Genomic DNA, 19,859 nt, shown 5'->3' with positions numbered 1-19,859 from the left:
CTAAGCTCCTTTAGTATTCTTTAAATTAATTGTTTCAAAGTACCACTTAGTATGTTCGTGTACTTCATCGTTAAGTAATAAGGTTTCAATATTAAACCATTTGTAACAGCCATGCTGCTCATAAAGTGGCAAATTTTCAAAAATACCATCGAATACTTTTACTATATAAGCGATTGCAACGTAATGTGTACTTATGTGCTCATTAAAAACACAGTCATCGTAAAAGTGATCATATGGACCAATAAGCTCAGCTTCGTTGATATCTAATTCACAACCAAGTTCATCTTTAGTTAAACGTGCAAAAGCTTCAGCTATAGGTTCATTCTTTAAAATTCTGCCACCAGGTACAAACCAATAATTTTTAGCTGGTTCTATTTAAGCGCTGCCCTAATAGAGCTTCCCCAAATTCATTTAAAACAACTAAATCAATAGAAACAAGAGGTGTACTATCTATAACTTTTGTAAAAGTAGATTCATCTAAAAACATATTACTTTCTAAAGCTTTGTTGATTATTTAAAAACCACTCATAAGTTGCTTTTAAGCCTTCTTCTAAATTAATAGAGTACTGCCAGCCTAAAGACTTAAGACGAGAAACGTCCATTAATTTTCGTGGGGCACCATCTGGTTTAGAGCTATCAAATTCTATATCACCATCAAAACCGGTTACTTTCGCAACAGTTTCAACCAGCTCTCTAATCGTACAATCAATACCTGTACCTACATTAATATGGCTTAACATATCTTGAGTATTACTTTTATAAACTGCGTTATTTAAATTCATAACGTGAATTGAAGCTGCAACCATATCATCAACATGCAAAAATTCACGCATCGGTTTACCAGAACCCCACGCAACTACTTTACTATCTCCAGCGAGTTTAGCTTCATGAAAACGACGTAACAATGCAGGAATTACATGAGAGTTTTCAGGATGAAAGTTATCATTTTCACCATATAAATTTGTTGGCATTACTGAACGGTAATTACGCCCATACTGGCGATTATATGACTCGCACATTTTTATACCAGCAATCTTTGCTATCGCATAAGGTTCATTTGTTGGCTCTAATGTCGCAGTAAGTAGCGCATCTTCTCGCATTGGCTGTTCGGCAAGTTTAGGGTAAATACACGACGAACCTAAGAACAATAAATCATTTACACCACAGACATGGGCACTATGAATTATATTATTCTGTATAGTAAGGTTTTCATAAATAAACTCAGCTGGATAAGTGTTATTAGCAACAATACCACCTACTTTAGCAGCAGCTAAATAAACCTGGTCAATCTTATTATCATTAAAGAATGCTTGTACGTCAGCTTGGCTAAGTAAGTTAAGCTCAGCTCTTGAACGTGTAATAACTTCTACATTGTTTTCTGATTGAAGTTGCCTAACAATCGCACTGCCAACCATCCCATTGTGGCCAGCAACAAATATACGTTTTTTATTCATTTTGTTACCAATAATAAAACCCAGCAATTGCTGGGTTGTAATATACTAAACTTTAATTACTCGACAGAAACACTTATATCATAGCCATGTGACTTCAATATGGCATGTTGCTTAGCTTTAGCTAAATCATTCTGAACCATTTCCACACACATTTCTTCTACAGTTATTTCAGGGACCCAGCCCAATTTTTCTTTCGCTTTTGATGGATCACCTAATAGAGTTTCAACCTCAGCTGGGCGGAAGTAGCGCGGGTCAACACGTACTATTACATCACCTACTTTAAGGGCATGTGCATTATCGCCTTCAATAGCTGCAACAGTTGCAATTTCATCAACCCCTTCACCAGTAAACTCTAAAGTAACACCTAGCTCTTTAGCTGATAAAGTTACAAACTCACGTACCGAAATTTGTTTACCTGTTGCAATAACAAAGTCTTCTGGCTTATCTTGTTGTAACATCATCCATTGCATACGAACATAGTCTTTTGCATGGCCCCAATCACGTAATGCATCCATATTACCTAGATACAAACACTTTTCTAACCCTTGAGAGATATTAGCTAAACCACGGGTAATTTTACGTGTTACAAAAGTCTCACCACGACGCGGTGATTCATGGTTAAATAAAATACCGTTACACGCATACATCCCATATGACTCGCGATAATTAACCGCAATCCAGTAAGCATACATTTTAGCAACTGCATAAGGTGAGCGTGGGTGAAATGGCGTTGTTTCTTTTTGCGGAATCTCTTGTACTTCACCGTAAAGCTCAGAGGTAGATGCTTGGTAAAATTTAGTTTTCTTTTCAAGCCCTAAAAAACGAATAGCCTCTAACAACCTTAAGGTTCCAATAGCATCAACATCTGCAGTGTATTCAGGTGCTTCAAATGATACAGCCACGTGACTTTGCGCACCTAAATTATAGACTTCATCCGGCTGCACTTCTTTTAAAATGCGCGTTAAGTTAGATGTATCAGTCAAATCACCATAATGTAAAAAAACTTAGGATTTTCTTCATGGATATCTTGGTAAATATGATCTACGCGCTGTGTGTTAAAACTCGATGCACGGCGTTTGATACCGTGAACCTCATAGCCTTTATCTAATAAAAACTCAGCAAGATAAGAGCCATCTTGACCTGTAACGCCTGTAATTAAAGCTTTTTTCATTTTTCTTCCAAATTAATTTAATAAAAACTTAAGATATTTTAGATATGCTTTTAATTTGCCTTTAAAAGTTAAATCAAACTTTTCTAAAGCTACAAAGTCGCAGCTTTTAAACTTAGCCTTTAATTCACTGTACTGTGCATTAAAGCCACATATTGCTGCCGCATTCCTGAACCAAACTCTCTCAATAGTTTGTATATTATTTATGTTTTTAGCAGCATGATAATTTATATATGTCTCATACTCACTAAACAAGCTAGGGGTATCCCCTTGAAGACTTTCTAATACAGCTATAGAAAAACACTTACCATGTCTAATTTCAACATCATTTATCATATTAATCATTACGTTTCTATTAACGTATAAGTGCTGGCTTATCATAGAAGTTGAATAATAGTAATCCAAACCTAGCAAAGTCTTAAATGTATCTACATAAGGTTTATTTAAAACTTCATTCCCTGAGTATACAAATAATTACCATTATCCATAAACACTATAGGTTTTAGTAAAATCGTGTCTGCATCCCGAGATCAAATAATCGGAATCACAATATTTAGATCTAGAAAATTCAATCTTTAGAAATTGCTGATAATACCAACCAAAGCGCTTTGGAAAGAATGGAACATTCATATTTTTTAGCTCATTTGCTAGATCTGCACTTACAATATCATTTTCATCAATTGCTACAACATTATCCTCACAAGGTACTAGTGATGTATTATTTGTAATAATATAAATTTTATTAAATTGTAAATTTTCTTTAAGCCCTTTTATACACACTTGAATGTTATTTAAATCTAAACCAGTACAAACAGTTACAATATCAAACATTACATTAAACCTTGATAATAAAATTTATAAAAATAGAGGTTACAATAAACATAGTTGAAAATATTAAACTCTTATAATTATATTTGAAATTAATAATTATGAGCATAAAAAGCAACATTTCAAACAAGGTTCTAATCCTAGTAAAACCTGATACATATATTAAAGAAATTATTGCAAACACAACTATGGTAACAACTGAGAAAGCCTTTACTTCTTTCTCTTTTGATAAGTAGGATTTTTTAAAAGCAGAAATCAAGGGCAATAAGAAAAAAACATTAATTAAGCCACTTAGGGTTGCAAATATATTATATGTATTATTTACAACTTCTTTACCTTTCAAACCAGAGACTGAAAAGGCAGCTGTAATATCAACATTAAATATAGGAAAAGGTGATAACAAAACTATTAACATTTTAAGAGGTAAAAAAACAATGTAACCTAACAAGCCAAAACTACCTGAAAGATTTTTAATAGCACCAGAAATACCACTTTTAGAAATATCATCAATTCTGGAGCTCACATCAAAGATATTTTCATATTTAAAAGCTAAATCAATCAAAGATATATTTAGTAAGGCTAAGGCCAAATAATTTATTGGTAAAAATAACAATAGACTTAAAACAAACGCTATAAACTTATCTCTTTTTGTGTCCAAAAAAACAAATAAAGTAATCAGTAAAGTAATTAAGCAAAAAACTCCTAGGTTCAAGCGAATAGCAGATAGAGCTAGCAAGCTAAGGAAAAGAAATGACAAATTGTAAACGGTAATTTTTTTAAGTGATTTTATTATAAATAATATAAAAATAGAAAAAAACAAAAGCGTTAATGGTTCTTTACTTGGCATAATTGAGTAGTAAAAACCTAGAGGTAGAAAAAATAGTAAAGCTATAGCGTTACTCGCTCTTTTATTTGTTATTTCAACGACTGTTTTTGCTGCTATCAAAGTCGAAATAAACCTTAATAAATAGTTCACTACTGCTACGTTTATAGTCTCAACCCCAAAAAGTTTATATATTAAATATATATACCTATCTATTGCATAAGACTGCCAATGGCCTAATCCATGACCATTTTCAAGTAATAAAACCCCACTCAAATCGTATTTATTTGCATCTTGAATAGCTAGCGGATCATCAACCCTTAAAAGACTAGGCTCAAATAAGTCAACCCATGCTACATTTCCAAAAACGATTATTGAAATTAATCCAATTGTTGCTACAAAAAACCAAAAATTTGCATTTTCGATTACATTCGTTTTCTTTGCTTCAATTATAAAGACACTTATAATCAATGAAGTAATAACTACCAACATAGAAAAACCAGATACTAGGTCTTTACTTTCAATGAAAAAAACCTAAAAAAGCAACAATTGTAGAAATTAAAAGGTAACAGCCTAGCCCAAGCCTAAGATCATTTTTTAACATCAAAACCTCAATAGTTTTGCTAATATTCAATACAGAATAAAAAGAATAAAAACAACAACAAGCTCAAGAGTGAGGAGTATATTCTCAACAAAACAAGTTTAGAATAAATGCTTGCCAATAATGAGCTATAACGACCTAACTTCACAAGCATAGGGTCTATAAAAAGCGTCAATAATATTGTATTAACACCATTAAAAACAGAACTTAACCCTAAAATCATTCCTCTATACTCATTAAACTCATTGAGAAGTAAAATAATTAATGGCCATGATAAATAATAAGGAACATATGCAACAAAAGCTAATATAAAAAGGAGTTAAGAGGCTTTAAATCTTTATCATCTCTAAATTTATGAATGCTATTTGTAAATAATGAAGTTTTACCACTAAAAAAACTACCGTTAATACTTATTCTATTAATTAGGTTAATGTAAAGATTAATTATATTGTTGCGGAAGAAGTAAACCCCCCCAGAGCCGTAGGAAATAACAAATAAAATAATATGTATGAGTAATATGTACTTTCCAACTGATTTATATCAGACAAAAAACCCAAAAAAGGCATAAACATAAACATTATCATTCTAGATAGTAAGGCTAATGATGACTGAAGAATCAAACCTCCTTCGGGGCACTTAATAGCATAGCCTGACATTCTAGACAAAGATGTTGAGGCTTCTATTGCCATGAGTAATGAAAGTAAAAAAATAGAAAAATAATCATTTTATTTGCTCTGATTCAAATGTAGAAAAAATTGAGCTTGATTTTTTATTTAAATAAAAGAACCAATCTATGTCTGTTGATATTTTGTCGGGGTGCACTATGTACTGAGACTCACCTAAAACTGTTGCCCAATAGCAGAAGGTAGAATTTGACATAATAATATTCTTTGCATTAAACATTTCAAAAAAATCATCTTTCATATTACTGGCGCTAGATAAGTGGATATTACATTTAAGCTTTAGTTTAACTTCGTCATAAACAGTTCTACTATCAGTAACTAATATATACTCATCCACCCAATCTATGCATTTAAGAGCTGAGGCATAATAATCTAAAGTAAGAGCATAATTTTTGGGGAAATCTCCACGCCTTAAGTGAATAGCGCAAAAATTTGCATTCTTAGGCTTAATACTACTGTCATTATTTTTAATAATTATATTTCTTAATTTTAAAAAAATATTTTCATTTAAATGCTTTCCCTTCGCATAGTAACCATAATAACGTTTTTTGCTATAGTTATTTGGCGCTGAGAATAAATTATCTTTAGTTATTTTTTTAATTAAAAGAGTTTTAATCAAAAAAACACGTCAGCAAATGTAGCTATCCTATCAACCTCTTTATCCCTCAATATCGATTCTAGCAACTGGTTCTGATGAACACTCCAGTTTAGGTATTTTGTAAAAATATTTTTTTCAAGAAGGAATGTTTTATATATTACTTCATACCCCTTTTCTTCTAAGTATAAGCCGTAACACACCTGGAATAAGTTATTCCCCAAACCTCCCGCCAAATAAATATATTTTTTCACTTTATTCCCTATAATCCAAACTTATTGATTGCCAAGCACTATTTACTTGAGTGTTTAAAAAAACCTTTAACTGAATAAATAAAAAAATGATAAGTCGCTGTAAAAACATTTAGCTTTACAACCTCACGATAAAATAACCACTGCCATTTTAATATTTTAAATTTATCTTGAGTCATACCAGAGTCAACTCGATAAAGTGCTAAGACTTCTTGCAAGCTATGTGCTTTGGGTACTTGCTTTAATATACTCAGCCACAAGCCCATATCCTGCCTTTTACGAATCAAAGGCATATAATGTTTACCTAGAACTTTGGTGTCGTATATTGCAGTTAAACAACCGATTACATTACCATTCAGTAGTTTTTTATACGTTGTAGAGCTTGGCGGCATAACAACACCTTTAGGTATGTCGTCTTTTAGCCTTTGATAAGCCGTATAGGTTAATGCATAATTATTACTAATCATAAAGTCAATTTGTTTGGTTAACTTGTCTGGTAACCACTGGTCATCCGCATCTAAAAAGGCGATAAAACGCCCATCGGCTTGTTTTATAGAATTATTACGTGCTATACCTGCCCCACCATTTTTAGCATTAATGAAAAGTTTTATACGAGGATCTTTTGATGCGTATTCCTCTACAATTCTTTGTGTTCCATCCGTTGAGCGATCGTCTGTTATTAATAGTTCCCAATTACTATAAGATTGTGAAGTAACTGATGCAATAGATTGCTTAATATATTTTTCAACATTATAAGCTGGCATTATTATTGATACTAATGGCTGTTCCATTATCGCCCCATACCAAAAACAACCGTTTTCACAGTAAGTAATAAAATTTTAAAATCTAATAAAACAGAATGGTGTTTAATATAATGAATATCATACTTATGTTTCCACACTGCATCTTCAACTGATGCTCCATATGGATAACTAACTTGTGCAAGCCCTGTTACACCTGGTTTTACAGCATGCCTAAAACGGTAGTACGGTATCTCTTTTTCTAAATCTTTTATAAACACTTCACGTTCTGGCCTTGGGCCTACTATCGACATATTCCCTTGTAAAACGTTTATTAGTTGAGGAATTTCATCAATCCTCGTTTTACGGATAAATTTACCCACTTTTGTTACGCGCGCATCATTTTTTGAGGCCCATTGTGCACCATTTTTTTCAGCGTCATTGCGCATAGATCTGAACTTATACACTTCAAACTGTTTGTTGTATTGGCCTGTGCGTTTTTGCTTAAATAAAATTGGCCCTGGGCTTTCTAGCTTAATTAAGAGAGCAGCAATAAAAGAAAAAGGGATAGTGATAATTAGTAAAAGGATTGCACTCACAACATCTACCCATCTCTTTGCTAATTGTGTGCGCTTATTTGATAAAATAGAAAATGCTTTTTGGTGCAAAAAGTAGCTACTATGAAGTAATCGAACCTCAGTATACTTTAGCCTATCATCTAAATAACTGACCAAAGGCTCAACCCACGCTCCACATTCGGTAGCGTGAACTAAAAACTTACGCTGCTGCTTTGTCAAATGCGCACTTTGATAGTGGCATACTACTTTATTAGTGAAATCAACTATACTGTAATCATTTATAACTATATCGAAAGAATAATCGTCAATAATTGCCCCGATATTTTCTGCACACTCATCAGGGCAAAATACGTAAATCACATTTTGCTTTAATGCTTCTGATTTTGACTTAAAACTATTTTCAGTAATAAAAATACTGCCGGACATATTTGCATCGACACCGGAAAAATATTCGTCAACTTCTTTAGTTTTAACTTCAGGGCCCATCATCTTATCTACCATTTAATTTTCGATTTATATTTACAAAAAAACTCAACATTTTACTACTCTAAAACAATTAATCAGTTTAACTAGTCTGCCCGAGAACCCCGCCTACAAAATATTTGTACCACCGAGGCGCTCTTTACACAGGGGATAGTTAGACCTTCGCAACAAAAGCAGGCTATTAAAAGTTAAATAGCTTCGGACAACTAGCTACAAGCTTAACTAAACTAACAATAGAACCTTTTAAATCATTTTACCCAATCGGACCAAAGTCCAGCCTACAAACAATTTTGCAGAGAGAAGGTAATTAGTGTAAATGAGAAGACATAAGTCTTATTATTTACCTCTTAAGTTAAACACCTCTTTACGAATAAACAACTTAAAATATTACTCCGACTAAAGCCTACTCCTACGTTTTAAAACCTAGATGAAAGGTATTAGAGCTAGGTGCTAGTCACTATCCTAGAACCTAGTTCGCTCAACTTCCCCCTAACACCTTGTTAACCTTTTTTGTAGCGATATAAAACCTCAGCTACGCTTTTATTTATCCGATTTATATTCGTAGTTGTAGTAACCGTAATAACCGTAAGCGTTACTGGCTTTTTTAACTACACCATTGAACACTACGCCTTTAACATCTGTGCCATTTTGTTCAAAACGATTACGGGTAAGTTCGATCTCTTTAATATGGTTTTGGCCAAAACGCGTTACCAATAATGTAGTGCCGGTATGAGCACTAACTATTGCCGGATCGGTTACCGCTAAAATAGGTGGCGTATCAACAATTACTATGTCATATGACGCACTTACCTCTTCTACTAGCTTACTAAAATTACTGTGCATTAATAGCTCTGATGGGTTTGGTGGTATTTGTCCGCGGGTAATTACACTTAACCCATCAACTGTTGTAGGCTTGGTTACTTGCTCAAGGTTTAAACGCCCAGATAGGTAATCACTTAAACCGTCATCCCACTTTAAGCCAAACTGGGTTTGTAAATACCCTTTACGCATATCAGCATCGATTATCAGTACTTTTTTACCGCTTTGTGCCAATACTGCTGCTAAGTTAACTGATACAAATGACTTACCTACACCTAGGCTTGGGCCAGAAATTGCAATTAGGTTATTTTTAGCTTCCATCATCGCAAAGTGCAAGCTAGTACGTAAGCTGCGCAAAGCCTCAATTGATAAATCAGCTGGGTTATCAAGAGCAAGTATCGACTTTGGTTTATTTTTGGCTTTACGAGCACCAAAACCGGCGAGTTTTTCTTGATAATCTGAGTACGGCACGCTGGCGTATACTGGTAGGCCAATTGCCTCTATTTCATTTGGATCTTCAACGCCTTTATGCATGGCTTTTTGCACTAGCACAATCGCAACAGCTAACATACAACCCAGCATCGTAGCCATAACCACAATCAATGCTTTTTTAGGTTTTACAGGCTTTGAGGTATTCACCTCTGCAAAGTCAATAATGCGTACATTACCGACTGTGCCTGCACGCACTATATCAAGCTCTTGGGTTTTGCTTAGTAAAAGCGTATAAATTTGGTTGCTGACTTCAACATCGCGTTTTAAGCGCAGTAACTCTTGTTGAGTCTCTGGTAGATTACCGACTTCACCAACCAGTTCTTTTTTCTGCTCATTAACCGCGCTAATTTGCTCAATTAAACCTTGGTATGTTGGGTGGTCTTTTTTAAACTTGCGGCTCATTTCAAGACGTTTTAACTCAAGCTCTTGCAGTTTGGTTTCAAGTTTAACTACTTGCTCTAATACTCCTTGCGTTTCAAGGGTAATATTGATTGACTGACGTTTAATTTGGTAATCGTTAAAACGTTGTTCGGCAAATTCTAACTGTTTTTTAATCTCAGGTAGTTGTACTTCTAAAAACTCAAGGGATTTTTGTGCTTCGGCTGAATTACGCTCTACGTTACGGCGTACATAAATACCCGCTACTTTATCAAGTACTTTTTCAGCATAATGTGGCTTCTCGCTCTGTAGGTTCAAGTTAATGATACCTGAATCTTTACCTTTTTCGCTGGCACCAATCGCAGCTTGTAAATCTAGAATGGTATTTAAGCGATCTTTACGTAGTATTGTAAATTCAGTACCGGCACGGGCATTTAGACCACGTATCGTTAAGTTAAATTTACCGTTGGTTAGCTCTTGGCCAACCTTACCTGTTAGTATTTTTTCCCCTCCGTCATTTAACAATGTCACAGCATTATTTTCTTGCGCTACAAGTATAAACTCGCTACCTACAGCAGACCGTGGTACATCAAACCTAAATACATCAATACTCTCACCACCCCAAGCGTATGAACTAGCACCAAAACTAGGCTCGGCAAGCTCACCTTCATTCATTGGGCTAAACTTACGAAAAGCACGGCTGCCTATAAACGGGAATAATTTAGGCTCTGCTATTACATCAAGCTTTAATGTATCTACTGCTTCACCAATGACTGAGCGTGATTTAAGTAGTTCGATCTCTGTTACCGCAGCTGAGGTACTTTCAAACATGCCCGACATATCGTCAAAACCAGGGACTGAGCCACCGCTTTCTTCTACTTGGATCATCGCAGTAGCTTGGTATACCAGGGTCGAAAATACCGCATAAATCACACCCACAACCATAAACACTGTTGTTAAGGCGATTATAAAATATTTACGATCTATCAAAGCGCCTAACAGCGCCATTAGGTCTATTTCTTGGCTTGGTTGTGTGTCTTGTCTATTTTGTTTGTTTGCTGCTAACGCAGAGGGCTGAGCATTCATGTACTAGCCTATCCTTATAAATACTTTTGCCAAGCGCTACAGGCGCTGTCGATTAATGCATAAACGTGTTGAAACGCTTCAAGACTCTGCCTATATGGATCAGGTATTTCTTTATCACCTAGCCATTTACCGAGTAAAAAGGTTTTACCGCGCGCTTCTGGGTAGCGGCTACACAGGTCAGTTAAGTGGCGTTGCTCCATCACTAAAATAACGCTATTTTGCGCAACTAGGCTTGATGTTAACTGCCGACCTTGGTGCTCATCCATATTTATACCATAAGTTGCAGCAATCTGCTTTGCTGTCACATCAGCGGCTTTGCCTTCTAGTGCCGTTAAACCCGCAGAGGATACTTTAACATTTTTACCGGCTAGCTTACTCTTTAATACGTATTCAGCGGTTGGACTGCGGCATATATTACCAGCGCACACCACTAAGATAGAATCAAACATCGTTATCCTTAGTTTGTTGCTGTTAAGCCATCAATTGAATCAACTGTCGCGATTGACGGTAATAATAAACTTATTACACGGTTCCAGCGAGCAAGCGGTGCCGATGTTACATATACAATATCGTGTGGTTGCAATTCAAATTGCTCTGCTAACACTAGTGCTGCAACATTTTTTGCATGCAACTGGTATACATCGGCAATAACACCGTCAGTTTCAAGGTTACGTTTACGCAGTACAAACACGCCGTTAGCATCGGCGGTGTTTTCGTTTAAACCACCTGAATTACTGAGTGCTTCAGCAAGATTTAAACCATAACGATTAACATCAACAGAGCCTGCTTTTTTAACATCACCTAATACAAAAACACGCTGTAAGTCATTACGGTTTACATGCACTATATCGCCATGTTGTAACAAACGGTTTTGCGAAATATCGCCATGTGCATAAAAATCATCAAGTTTAATAACTTCAGTTTTATCGCCGCGAGTAAAAGTAACCGTGCGCCAATCGGCAGCTGCAGTCAAACCACCGGCTTGGTTTAAGGCATCAATCAATGTGAGTGGGATTTCTGTAACAGGTAATATACCTGGTTGCTTTACTTCGCCAGTTACATACGCTTTTTGGCTACGAAAACCAACCACTTTTATATCAACTTGCGGGTCTTCAATCACTCGGCTTAAACGCTTAACCAATTCGCTATGTACTTGTTGTACTGTTTTACCTGCTGCCTGAATATTGGGTGCATAGGCGTAGGTAATGGTACCGTCTGCTTGCACGCGAAAACCATCAAACTCTGCGGTACGTTGCACAGCTGCTGGAATGGTTAATTCTGGGTGATCCCATACACCAATGGTAAGTACATCACCTACACCGAGTATGTATTCGTAATCACTAACATTTAAACCATCAAGGCTCGAAGGTGGCTTAGTTTTTTTACGCGATTGGTTTTGCTGATAAATTAAAGATGAGTCAATAATTTGAATATTTACTTTTTCAAGGTCTTGTTCAAGGTTTTTTGTTTGTTCACCCGATTCGATTCCTTCGAAATGGCTACCTGGGATGATTGTACAACCTGTCATTGTTAGCAACGTGAGTGATGCTACAAGTGTTTTACAGCTTAGCGCCATTGTTTATTCCCAAAATAATATTAAATTCTAAAACTTTCAGCTTATTTTTAAATATATTGCTGTTATTTTTTGCTGGCTAATTAAAGCATGGCTACCTTTGCTTCGCAAGGTTGGTTGCACGTTTACTGTGCAAGCAGTTAACTTTTTTGTTAATTTAGTGTTCTAGGTTCTAGGTTCTAGGTTCTAGGTTCTAGGTTCTAGGTTCTAGGTTCTAGGTTCTAGGTTCTAGGTTCTAGGTTCTAGGTTCTAGGTTCTAGGTTCTAGGTTCTAGGTTCTAGGTTCTAGGTTCTAGGTTCTAGGTTCTAGGTTCTAGGTTCTAGGTTCTAGGTTCTAGGTTCTAGGTTCTAGGTTCTAGGTTCTAGGTTCTAGGTTCTAGGTTCTAGGTTCTAGGTTCTAGGTTCTAGGTTCTAGGTTCTAGGTTCTAGGTTCTAGGTTCTAGGTTCTAGGTTCTAGGTTCTAGGTTCTAGGTTCTAGGTTCTAGGTTCTAGGTTCTAGGTTCTAGGTTCTAGGTTCTAGGTTCTAGGTTCTAGGTTCTAGGTTCTAGGTTCTAGGTTCTAGGTTCTAGGTTCTAGGTTCTAGGTTCTAGGTTCTAGGTTCATCAATATTGTAATTAGGCTCTGTCTCTTTAATACAACCTTTTCTGATTTTAATTAATGACGCTAGCATCGCTGCAACCTATTTCGCTTCACTTATTAATTCCAAGCCTCGCGACTTTTCAATAACGCCTATTTCTATACCTATATATATTTGCGTTACTAGTTCACCAGCAGAACCTTTACCATAATATAAAAACCTAGCTTGATCCGCTTGGGAATCGCGCTCCACACCCTCTGCAATGTTAGAAGGTATAGATATAGCAGAGCGTGTAACTTGATCTTTAAACCCAAAATCTTTGCAATTAGCAATAGCTTTATAAGTATCACACGCTAACCAGAAGCTCTTTTCCAGACATCTAATTGTTCAAACTTCATAACCATGCCCTAAACACGCTAAAATTCATAAATTAACTATAGCTGAGAGTAGGTTTTTCCTAAAGTCTAAAGCCTTTGTCTTCCTAAAACCTATTGCTTTAGGCACGCTTCCGCCCCTAGGTTACAGTTCCTACGTTCTGATTTATTTCTAATTTTAGGTTTTAGACGCGGGGTAACCCCGCTGCTACAAAATATTTACCTGCGCGGCATAAAGCCCCGCCTACTCTTAACCCTAACACTGTGCTTGGCTTAATCTCTACCTAAAACCTAACTCCTAGTACCTAGTACCTTTGTTTTCCCTAGTGCCTTTAACCTTTAACTTAAAACTTTTAACCTACTTTTCTTACGTCGCAGTTATCTACGCTCATCTCTATTTGTTTATTGAGTAGGTTGACTAACAATATACTGCGCATATCGCCGTCGGGCTCTTTAAATATTGCTTGTACGTCTTTAAACGAGCCATTATTTAGACACACTAAATCACCTAGTTCCGGTAAGCTATTATTATCTTGCGTTAGCTCGAAATTTTTTAATTCTTTGATAAGTTGATCAGGTACTAATTGATACGATGCACCATACGACACAAAACCACTTATACCACGGGTGTTTTTTACCGCAGCAAAGTTACCGGTTTGAGGATTTAAGCGAACAAATAAATAATTAGGAAACACAGCAGATTGCTTAAAAGTACGACGACCTTTAATTAGCTGTTGTTTTTGTAGCTGAGGAAAAAAAGCTTCAATCCCTTGGTTTTGTAAATTAACTTGGGCACGAGCTTCTTGCCTTGATTTACAAAATAATAAGTACCAACTATCCATATCAATCCCTAAAATACTGACTTTTTGCCTGAGACCTTGTTGTCATTATTTCAGACGGTGGGGATTTTATACCCAAACCACCTCAAGTTGCAAGTTTCAGTTGGAATTAAAAGCGATTTAGGCAAGGCATTGATTGCAAGTAATAGTTGTTCTATTATTAAAATCAATAACGCAGTATAAATCGCTTTTAAACCAACCTGTTGGGCGTTTCACAGGCACATACCTCATCGTTGTTACTTCTTAAAAGGGACTGCTATTCTTGCAAAGTAACGCCTTGATATTAAGCACCTGTGAAACGCTGAATTCTGCATCTTGAGGTGGCTTGGGTATACGTGCTTAATTAGGGTAGTGTCTATAAAAAACCCCATTAAAACTTTTCATGTTTAATGGGGTTCATTGCTATTTAAAGTGGGACAGACAGTATTTAACTATAAATCTCGGGTAATCATGAATTAAGCGCTCACGAACATGTTTATGCATAATTGCTCTTTGTAACCAGCGTAAGCCTAATTTTTTTACTAAAGGATGATAATAATCTCCCTTAGTTGCGGTTTGCTCTAAAAATCCACCACAAGTGTAAAACTCTCTTGCGGATTTAACTCTTTCAACACATTGTAATAGAAAATTTTCTTGAAGAGGGGTTCCCATACCGACAATAATTATATCAGGTGTAGAATTTTCTAGCTCTGTAAAGCAATATTGTTTCTCACCTTCAGAGTGAAAATAACCATTCCTACAATAGGAAATAACTAAATTAGGAAAAAGAGCAAGTAACTTAGTAGGTAAAACATCTGCATGCTCTGGTTTCCCACCAATAAATGCAACTTTTAGCTGTTGTTCTTGGGCTCTTAGCAAAGTATCTTTAGCTATAGAAGATAAATCAAAACTAACTCTATCTATTTCATTTTCGCAAAATAAGTTGTGTAGTTTTGTATGTAAAGAACCATCAGAAAATATCAAATTGAACTGCTTTATTAGTTCTGGTTTTTCTAATAAAAGTGAATAAGAGAAAGGATTTACGAAAGTCGCTATTATTTTTCCTCGTTCAGCCGTAATGTATATTTCTTCAAGCTTTTTTTTCCATACATTTTTAGAAACTATTTTTTTGTCTAAATCGTTTTCGACATATTTCATTTAGATACCCAACTCTTATGTCTAAGTGTATTTAAGATTAACAAGGTTACAACCAATATAACAAAGGGCTCCACCCCACTAAAAGTGAAATTAACTTTGTGCTTCAATCTCGCTAAAAGGTTTCATTAAGGCAATAATAATTAAAGAGAAAAATATTATTGAACTACTGAATGCCGACACTGAAAGTCCATTAACTGAAATTAATGCTAAAATAAAAATTGAGCCTCTAGTATCAAGACCTTTTTGTTTTAAAATCGACACAAGTAATAAGAATGTTACAATAATTGCTACCAATCCATGTTCCATGAAAATTCTTAACCAAAAAGGTGCAATATCAAAGGATAACAAACACCATCACTTACTTTAGAAAATAAGCTCTGATAGTAACTCAATTGCAAGCATGATGAGGATGATAACGGCGTTAAAGGGGAGTTACCAACAAGATACTCTTTTACCCCCAATCGGATATGTTATCAAAAAAACCATTAAAAATATATACCTATCTACTTCTTCTAGTCCTCCGGCTGTCATTCGTGACATTATTACCATCAAGGTTAAGGCGCCAATGATGAATAGCGCCAAAAGTTTCAATAGTTGAGTAATACTTATTTTATAAAAAGGCCTAAACTGGTATAGATACAACAATAACAAACAAATAATTGCAGATCTTGAACCAGACAATAAAATAACAGATGAAAATAAAATAAACTTCCAGCTATTTGACTTGCCTAAATAAACATAAACTAAATAAAGCACTGACAGAAAGCACATTTCAAAGTTATTTTCGGTATAAAGTGGCGGCCGGCTGTCACCCATTAAGTGAGCAACAGTATACTTTACAAAGAAGAAAGCCAATAAAGCTGAAAAGCCAAAAGAAAAATACTCTTTTGTTATAATTTCCCTTTTAAAAATGCTGCACAACACAAGAAAATAAAGAGTAAATTTAAGAGATAGAAACAAATCCCTAAGGTGTGCGGCACTAAAATAATAATAAACATAAAAAATATGGTAGAGAATATAGGATAGTAGTAAAACAATAAGTACTGAAAACAAACGAGTTGTTTTAAACAATAATACGCTAGAAAATATTAGTAAATCAAAGACAAGAGTGAAATATAACTCAACCCCCATCACATAGAATGATAATGAAAGTAGGAAGCATATTAAAAAAACCATTGAAGTTAATAATTTATAGCTTTCACCTAACCAAAGTGGCTTTGTTAACTTCATGACAACCTTAAGAGCATTTCTTTGACTTTAACTTCCATAGATAACCTTTCTAATGCAAACGTTCTCACTTTTTCTTTGCTTACGATAGTATCTAGGGTTATTCCTTGAAGGGCATCAATTATCGGCTCTATGGTTTCATCACAAGGTACCTTTAACCTAAATTCTATTTCATCTGAAAAATCTATATCTTCCCCAGCTCCTAATATCATTAAGCCTCTCGCAGCATACTCTCTAGTCTTAAGATCCGCGGCTTCATATAGCCCTTTTCTATGCAGCCCTAAGCTAGAAACACCAATATGTGCTTTACTGAATTCTTTATTTAAACCGTTGTGATCTAACATTCCAGTAAACCTAATGTTTGACAATTTAAGCTCTAATACTAACTTTTTTAAAGCCTCAAGCTCTTCACCATCTCCTACAATAGTCAAGTTAAACATATTTGGTTTTATTTTTTCTAACTCGTGCATAGCTCTTATTAATCGATCGTAGCCATGCCAATACGCTATAAGTGCAACTGAAATAATCTCTATAGGCTGTTTGCCATCCCACTTAGATTCAGATAAGGGCATATTTTCAACTATTATACCATTACCCATTTTCTTTGTTTTAGATAATAAACCAAACGAGAACCATGTAGATTCTGTTGAATACTGAATCACTCTATTTGCAGGCCAAAGTACCCATGATCCCGATAGGATTAATACTACGAATTTGAAAATATTAAGGATACTCTTTTTTTTGCATGAAGAGTTTCTTTCGCCACCACAGTTCTTGGTGTAGGGACATCCACAACTACTTTTTTCCGCTCATTCTTAAGTAACATATTACAAAGAAAAGCAATGGCGCAAAAATCAGCGAGTACCTAATTATAATAAAGTCAGCCTTACTTTTACTGGCTGCCACTAACATTTTAAGCCCGCCTTTTACTGATAAAGGGAAAAAGTAACTATTAGCATCATAACCAGACTTGTTAAATGCCTCTACAGTGTTAACTAACTTATTTGCTACTCCTGGGCTGTTCATAAAGTCAATTAAAGAAAAGTAATCAACTCTCTTCATTGCTCTTTCCTTTGAAGAAAAACTCTTTGAGAAGTGCTATTAATGTACCAATGACTCCACCTACAAAAGCAAACATTATTAATATAATAAGCCTTTTGGGTCCTGCCTTATCTGATGGTAAAAATGCAGGGTCAAGGACTGTGAATACATACTCAGAATTAACTGAGGCAAGCATTTTATCTTTTTCTTCTAATAACAACATATCGTAAAATGCTGATTTCATGCTGGCATTCTCTGTACGTTGGATTGCATCAGCTAGATACTCTATTTTTTTATTTGACGTGTTTATTGCTTTAAGTCTAGACTCTTCGTTAATAAAATTGACTAAACTTTCAAGTGTATCTCTAGCTATATATGGAGAATAGTGAGTAACTGAAATAGACATAAAGCCAGACTCTTTATCTTGTTTATACACCAAATTATTATTTATAAAGCGTTCAGTAAGTTCCTTGTAAGTTGGCTTACTTGATTTTAAAGCACTCTCTTTTCTTAACCATTTACCATCTTTATAAACTTCAGAGTTATAAACTAGACTGTTACTAGTTTGATCCCATTCTTTGACCGCGAAAAAATCAGCCTCTAATTTATTTTCCTCAAAGAATTTACCTATGAAATTTCTACTTTCCAATAATTTAATGGCTATTGAAAGCTTATCAGCACCAGATCTAGGCATTGATATACCAGCTAAACTAGTTAACTTCCCTAAACCACTTCCGACACTATCTTCACTTTTTTCAGATACCAAGACCACGCTAGAGGTATAATAATTAGGTAGATTCAGTACGTGATAAAGGCCAATCGCAACTGCGATAGCAGTTGCAAAAAAATGTACCACTTTTGTTTTAAAAGCGTATTAATAAACTTGGAGATATCCACGTCGCTATTATTATCAGTATGTGTATTCATTTATATTACCAAAGGTTTTTATGGGTTATTTTCATTATCTAGACTAACTCTTTATAAGCTTTCAAAAGTTCGACCTCTTGAGACTCCCAACAATAACTTTTTCTAACTTTTTCAAATTACTTTTTAAAGATTCGTAATCAAATTCTTCTATTTTACTAAATGCATCATAAAACCCATTCACTGTATTTTCATCAGATACAACACCCACAGAGTGTTCTTCGACGAACTTCTTCATTTCAACTAAATTAGACACTAAGACTGGTAAACCTGCCATGGTATATTCGAACATCTTATTAGGGAGACAATACCTGTAACTCAAGCATGAGTCTTCAATGAATGAAACGCCAAAATCAGCGGAAGAAGTATAATTCAAAACTACTTCTGGCTTAACCGCTGGTTGAAAAAAGATGTTTTGGCTATTATCCGCTTCAAGTTTTACTATTTTTTCTAGCTCACCATACCCCATGATAACCAAAACTTTTGTACTATCATTTAACTTTTTGAAAGCTTCCAGTAAGATTTCAATACCACGTCCCTTGTTCAGAGCACCTTGATATAAAAAAATCTTTTGTTCAGCATGAATCGCAAAATTATCTCTAAATAAATTATTTTTTGAAACGTCGATATAGGCAGGACAGTTTAAAACAAGGTGCGGCTTTTCAATATTATAGAGCCTTACATACTCTTCAGCTATAGAGTCACTTACAGTGATAACCTTATCTGCAAAGCCTATTAAAAGCTTTTCCATAACCTTGATAATTTTTTCTCTATCCCTTGTACACCATTCATCTCAGTTTCATATTCATGAGCATCATAAATTAATTTAACTTTTGAGCTAGCAAGCTTCCTCATCACTCCAATAGGCAAAGAGTTAAGGTCATTACAATGGATGTGATCATAACCCTTAGTTCTGCTAAAAGTACGAAATATGAATTCAATATATTTTACCACTTGAATGATACGTCTCTTCGACCACTTGCGTGAACTAAGTTTAACTCTCTGTGTAGTAAAAAACTCTTCTTCTGAAAACTCTGCTAGACCTTCGTTGTGCATAGCAAATACGGTTACATGTGCCCCTGACTTACCCAGCGTTTTGGATATTTTTAAAACCCTACTGTCATTAGTAAAATCATTTAAAACAATATTAGCTACTTTCACTACATAACATCCATTAGTTAATTTTTCT

General features: G+C 35.0%; 18 protein-coding genes and 3 pseudogenes. All 21 read right to left on the bottom strand.

Features of this window, described 5'->3' with window-relative positions:
- Nucleotides 1-487, bottom strand: a pseudogene (locus tag P4S61_RS10485) (GDP-mannose mannosyl hydrolase).
- 1 nt (nt 488) lies between these two features.
- Nucleotides 489-1,454, bottom strand: coding sequence for a GDP-L-fucose synthase (gene fcl / locus P4S61_RS10480; protein ID WP_337118245.1), 966 nt, complete (start codon nt 1,452-1,454; stop codon nt 489-491).
- A gap of 56 nt (nt 1,455-1,510) precedes the next feature.
- Nucleotides 1,511-2,625: pseudogene (gmd, locus tag P4S61_RS10475) on the bottom strand (GDP-mannose 4,6-dehydratase).
- Nucleotides 2,626-2,637: 12 nt separating this feature from the next.
- The gene (locus P4S61_RS10470; RefSeq protein ID WP_337118244.1) at nt 2,638-2,967 is read right to left on the bottom strand and encodes a hypothetical protein; all 330 of its coding nucleotides are present in this window, start codon (nt 2,965-2,967) and stop codon (nt 2,638-2,640) included.
- A 135-nt stretch (nt 2,968-3,102) separates the two neighbouring features.
- Nucleotides 3,103-3,453, bottom strand: coding sequence for a hypothetical protein (locus P4S61_RS10465; RefSeq protein ID WP_337118243.1), 351 nt, complete (start codon nt 3,451-3,453; stop codon nt 3,103-3,105).
- A 4-nt stretch (nt 3,454-3,457) separates the two neighbouring features.
- Complete coding sequence (locus P4S61_RS10460) at nt 3,458-4,765, bottom strand: hypothetical protein (protein ID WP_337118242.1); 1,308 nt, start codon at nt 4,763-4,765, stop codon at nt 3,458-3,460.
- 829 nt (nt 4,766-5,594) lie between these two features.
- On the bottom strand, nt 5,595-6,176 hold the full coding sequence (locus P4S61_RS10455; RefSeq protein WP_337118241.1) for an alpha-1,2-fucosyltransferase: 582 nt from the start codon (nt 6,174-6,176) through the stop codon (nt 5,595-5,597).
- 268 nt (nt 6,177-6,444) lie between these two features.
- Nucleotides 6,445-7,194, bottom strand: a complete 750-nt coding sequence (locus P4S61_RS10450) for a glycosyltransferase family 2 protein (protein WP_337118240.1) — start codon at nt 7,192-7,194, stop codon at nt 6,445-6,447.
- Nucleotides 7,194-8,147, bottom strand: a complete 954-nt coding sequence (locus tag P4S61_RS10445; protein ID WP_442961591.1) for a sugar transferase — start codon at nt 8,145-8,147, stop codon at nt 7,194-7,196. Before P4S61_RS10445 ends, P4S61_RS10450 begins: the two co-directional genes overlap by 1 nt.
- 597 nt (nt 8,148-8,744) lie before the next feature.
- Nucleotides 8,745-10,979: a polysaccharide biosynthesis tyrosine autokinase gene (locus P4S61_RS10440; RefSeq protein WP_337118239.1), complete on the bottom strand. Its 2,235-nt coding sequence runs from the start codon at nt 10,977-10,979 to the stop codon at nt 8,745-8,747.
- A 14-nt stretch (nt 10,980-10,993) separates the two neighbouring features.
- On the bottom strand, nt 10,994-11,428 hold the full coding sequence (locus P4S61_RS10435) for a low molecular weight protein-tyrosine-phosphatase (protein ID WP_182759036.1): 435 nt from the start codon (nt 11,426-11,428) through the stop codon (nt 10,994-10,996).
- 8 nt (nt 11,429-11,436) lie between these two features.
- Nucleotides 11,437-12,555: a polysaccharide export protein gene (locus P4S61_RS10430; RefSeq protein ID WP_182759035.1), complete on the bottom strand. Its 1,119-nt coding sequence runs from the start codon at nt 12,553-12,555 to the stop codon at nt 11,437-11,439.
- 582 nt (nt 12,556-13,137) lie between these two features.
- Nucleotides 13,138-13,526 (bottom strand): annotated as a pseudogene (locus P4S61_RS10425) (four helix bundle protein).
- Nucleotides 13,527-13,855: 329 nt separating this feature from the next.
- Nucleotides 13,856-14,344 (bottom strand): transcription/translation regulatory transformer protein RfaH, encoded by a 489-nt coding sequence (gene rfaH, locus P4S61_RS10420; protein ID WP_337118238.1) that lies wholly within the window; start codon nt 14,342-14,344, stop codon nt 13,856-13,858.
- 399 nt (nt 14,345-14,743) lie between these two features.
- Nucleotides 14,744-15,478: a WecB/TagA/CpsF family glycosyltransferase gene (locus P4S61_RS10415; protein WP_337118237.1), complete on the bottom strand. Its 735-nt coding sequence runs from the start codon at nt 15,476-15,478 to the stop codon at nt 14,744-14,746.
- Between the two features lie 90 nt (nt 15,479-15,568).
- Entirely contained in the window at nt 15,569-15,784 is a 216-nt protein-coding gene (locus P4S61_RS10410) for a hypothetical protein (RefSeq protein ID WP_337118236.1), read from the bottom strand.
- Between the two features lie 126 nt (nt 15,785-15,910).
- Complete coding sequence (locus P4S61_RS10405; protein ID WP_337118235.1) at nt 15,911-16,708, bottom strand: hypothetical protein; 798 nt, start codon at nt 16,706-16,708, stop codon at nt 15,911-15,913.
- Entirely contained in the window at nt 16,705-17,367 is a 663-nt protein-coding gene (locus tag P4S61_RS10400) for a glycosyltransferase (RefSeq protein ID WP_337118234.1), read from the bottom strand. Before P4S61_RS10400 ends, P4S61_RS10405 begins: the two co-directional genes overlap by 4 nt.
- A 386-nt stretch (nt 17,368-17,753) precedes the next feature.
- Nucleotides 17,754-18,602, bottom strand: coding sequence for a hypothetical protein (locus P4S61_RS10395; protein ID WP_337118233.1), 849 nt, complete (start codon nt 18,600-18,602; stop codon nt 17,754-17,756).
- Between the two features lie 132 nt (nt 18,603-18,734).
- Nucleotides 18,735-19,421 carry a glycosyltransferase gene (locus P4S61_RS10390; protein WP_337118232.1) on the bottom strand — a complete coding sequence of 229 codons (687 nt, stop codon included), beginning with the start codon at nt 19,419-19,421 and terminating at the stop codon, nt 18,735-18,737.
- Nucleotides 19,406-19,831 (bottom strand): glycosyltransferase family 4 protein, encoded by a 426-nt coding sequence (locus P4S61_RS10385; RefSeq protein WP_337118231.1) that lies wholly within the window; start codon nt 19,829-19,831, stop codon nt 19,406-19,408. The genes P4S61_RS10390 and P4S61_RS10385 overlap by 16 nt, the downstream gene beginning before the upstream one ends.
- Nucleotides 19,832-19,859 lie beyond the last annotated feature (28 nt).

Origin of the sequence: Pseudoalteromonas sp. B160 (genome assembly GCF_037162485.1) — a bacterium.
In the GTDB taxonomy this organism is placed as follows: domain Bacteria; phylum Pseudomonadota; class Gammaproteobacteria; order Enterobacterales; family Alteromonadaceae; genus Pseudoalteromonas; species Pseudoalteromonas rhizosphaerae.
Note: the sequence above shows the minus strand (reverse complement) of the source record. Positions and strands in the feature narration are given on the sequence as shown.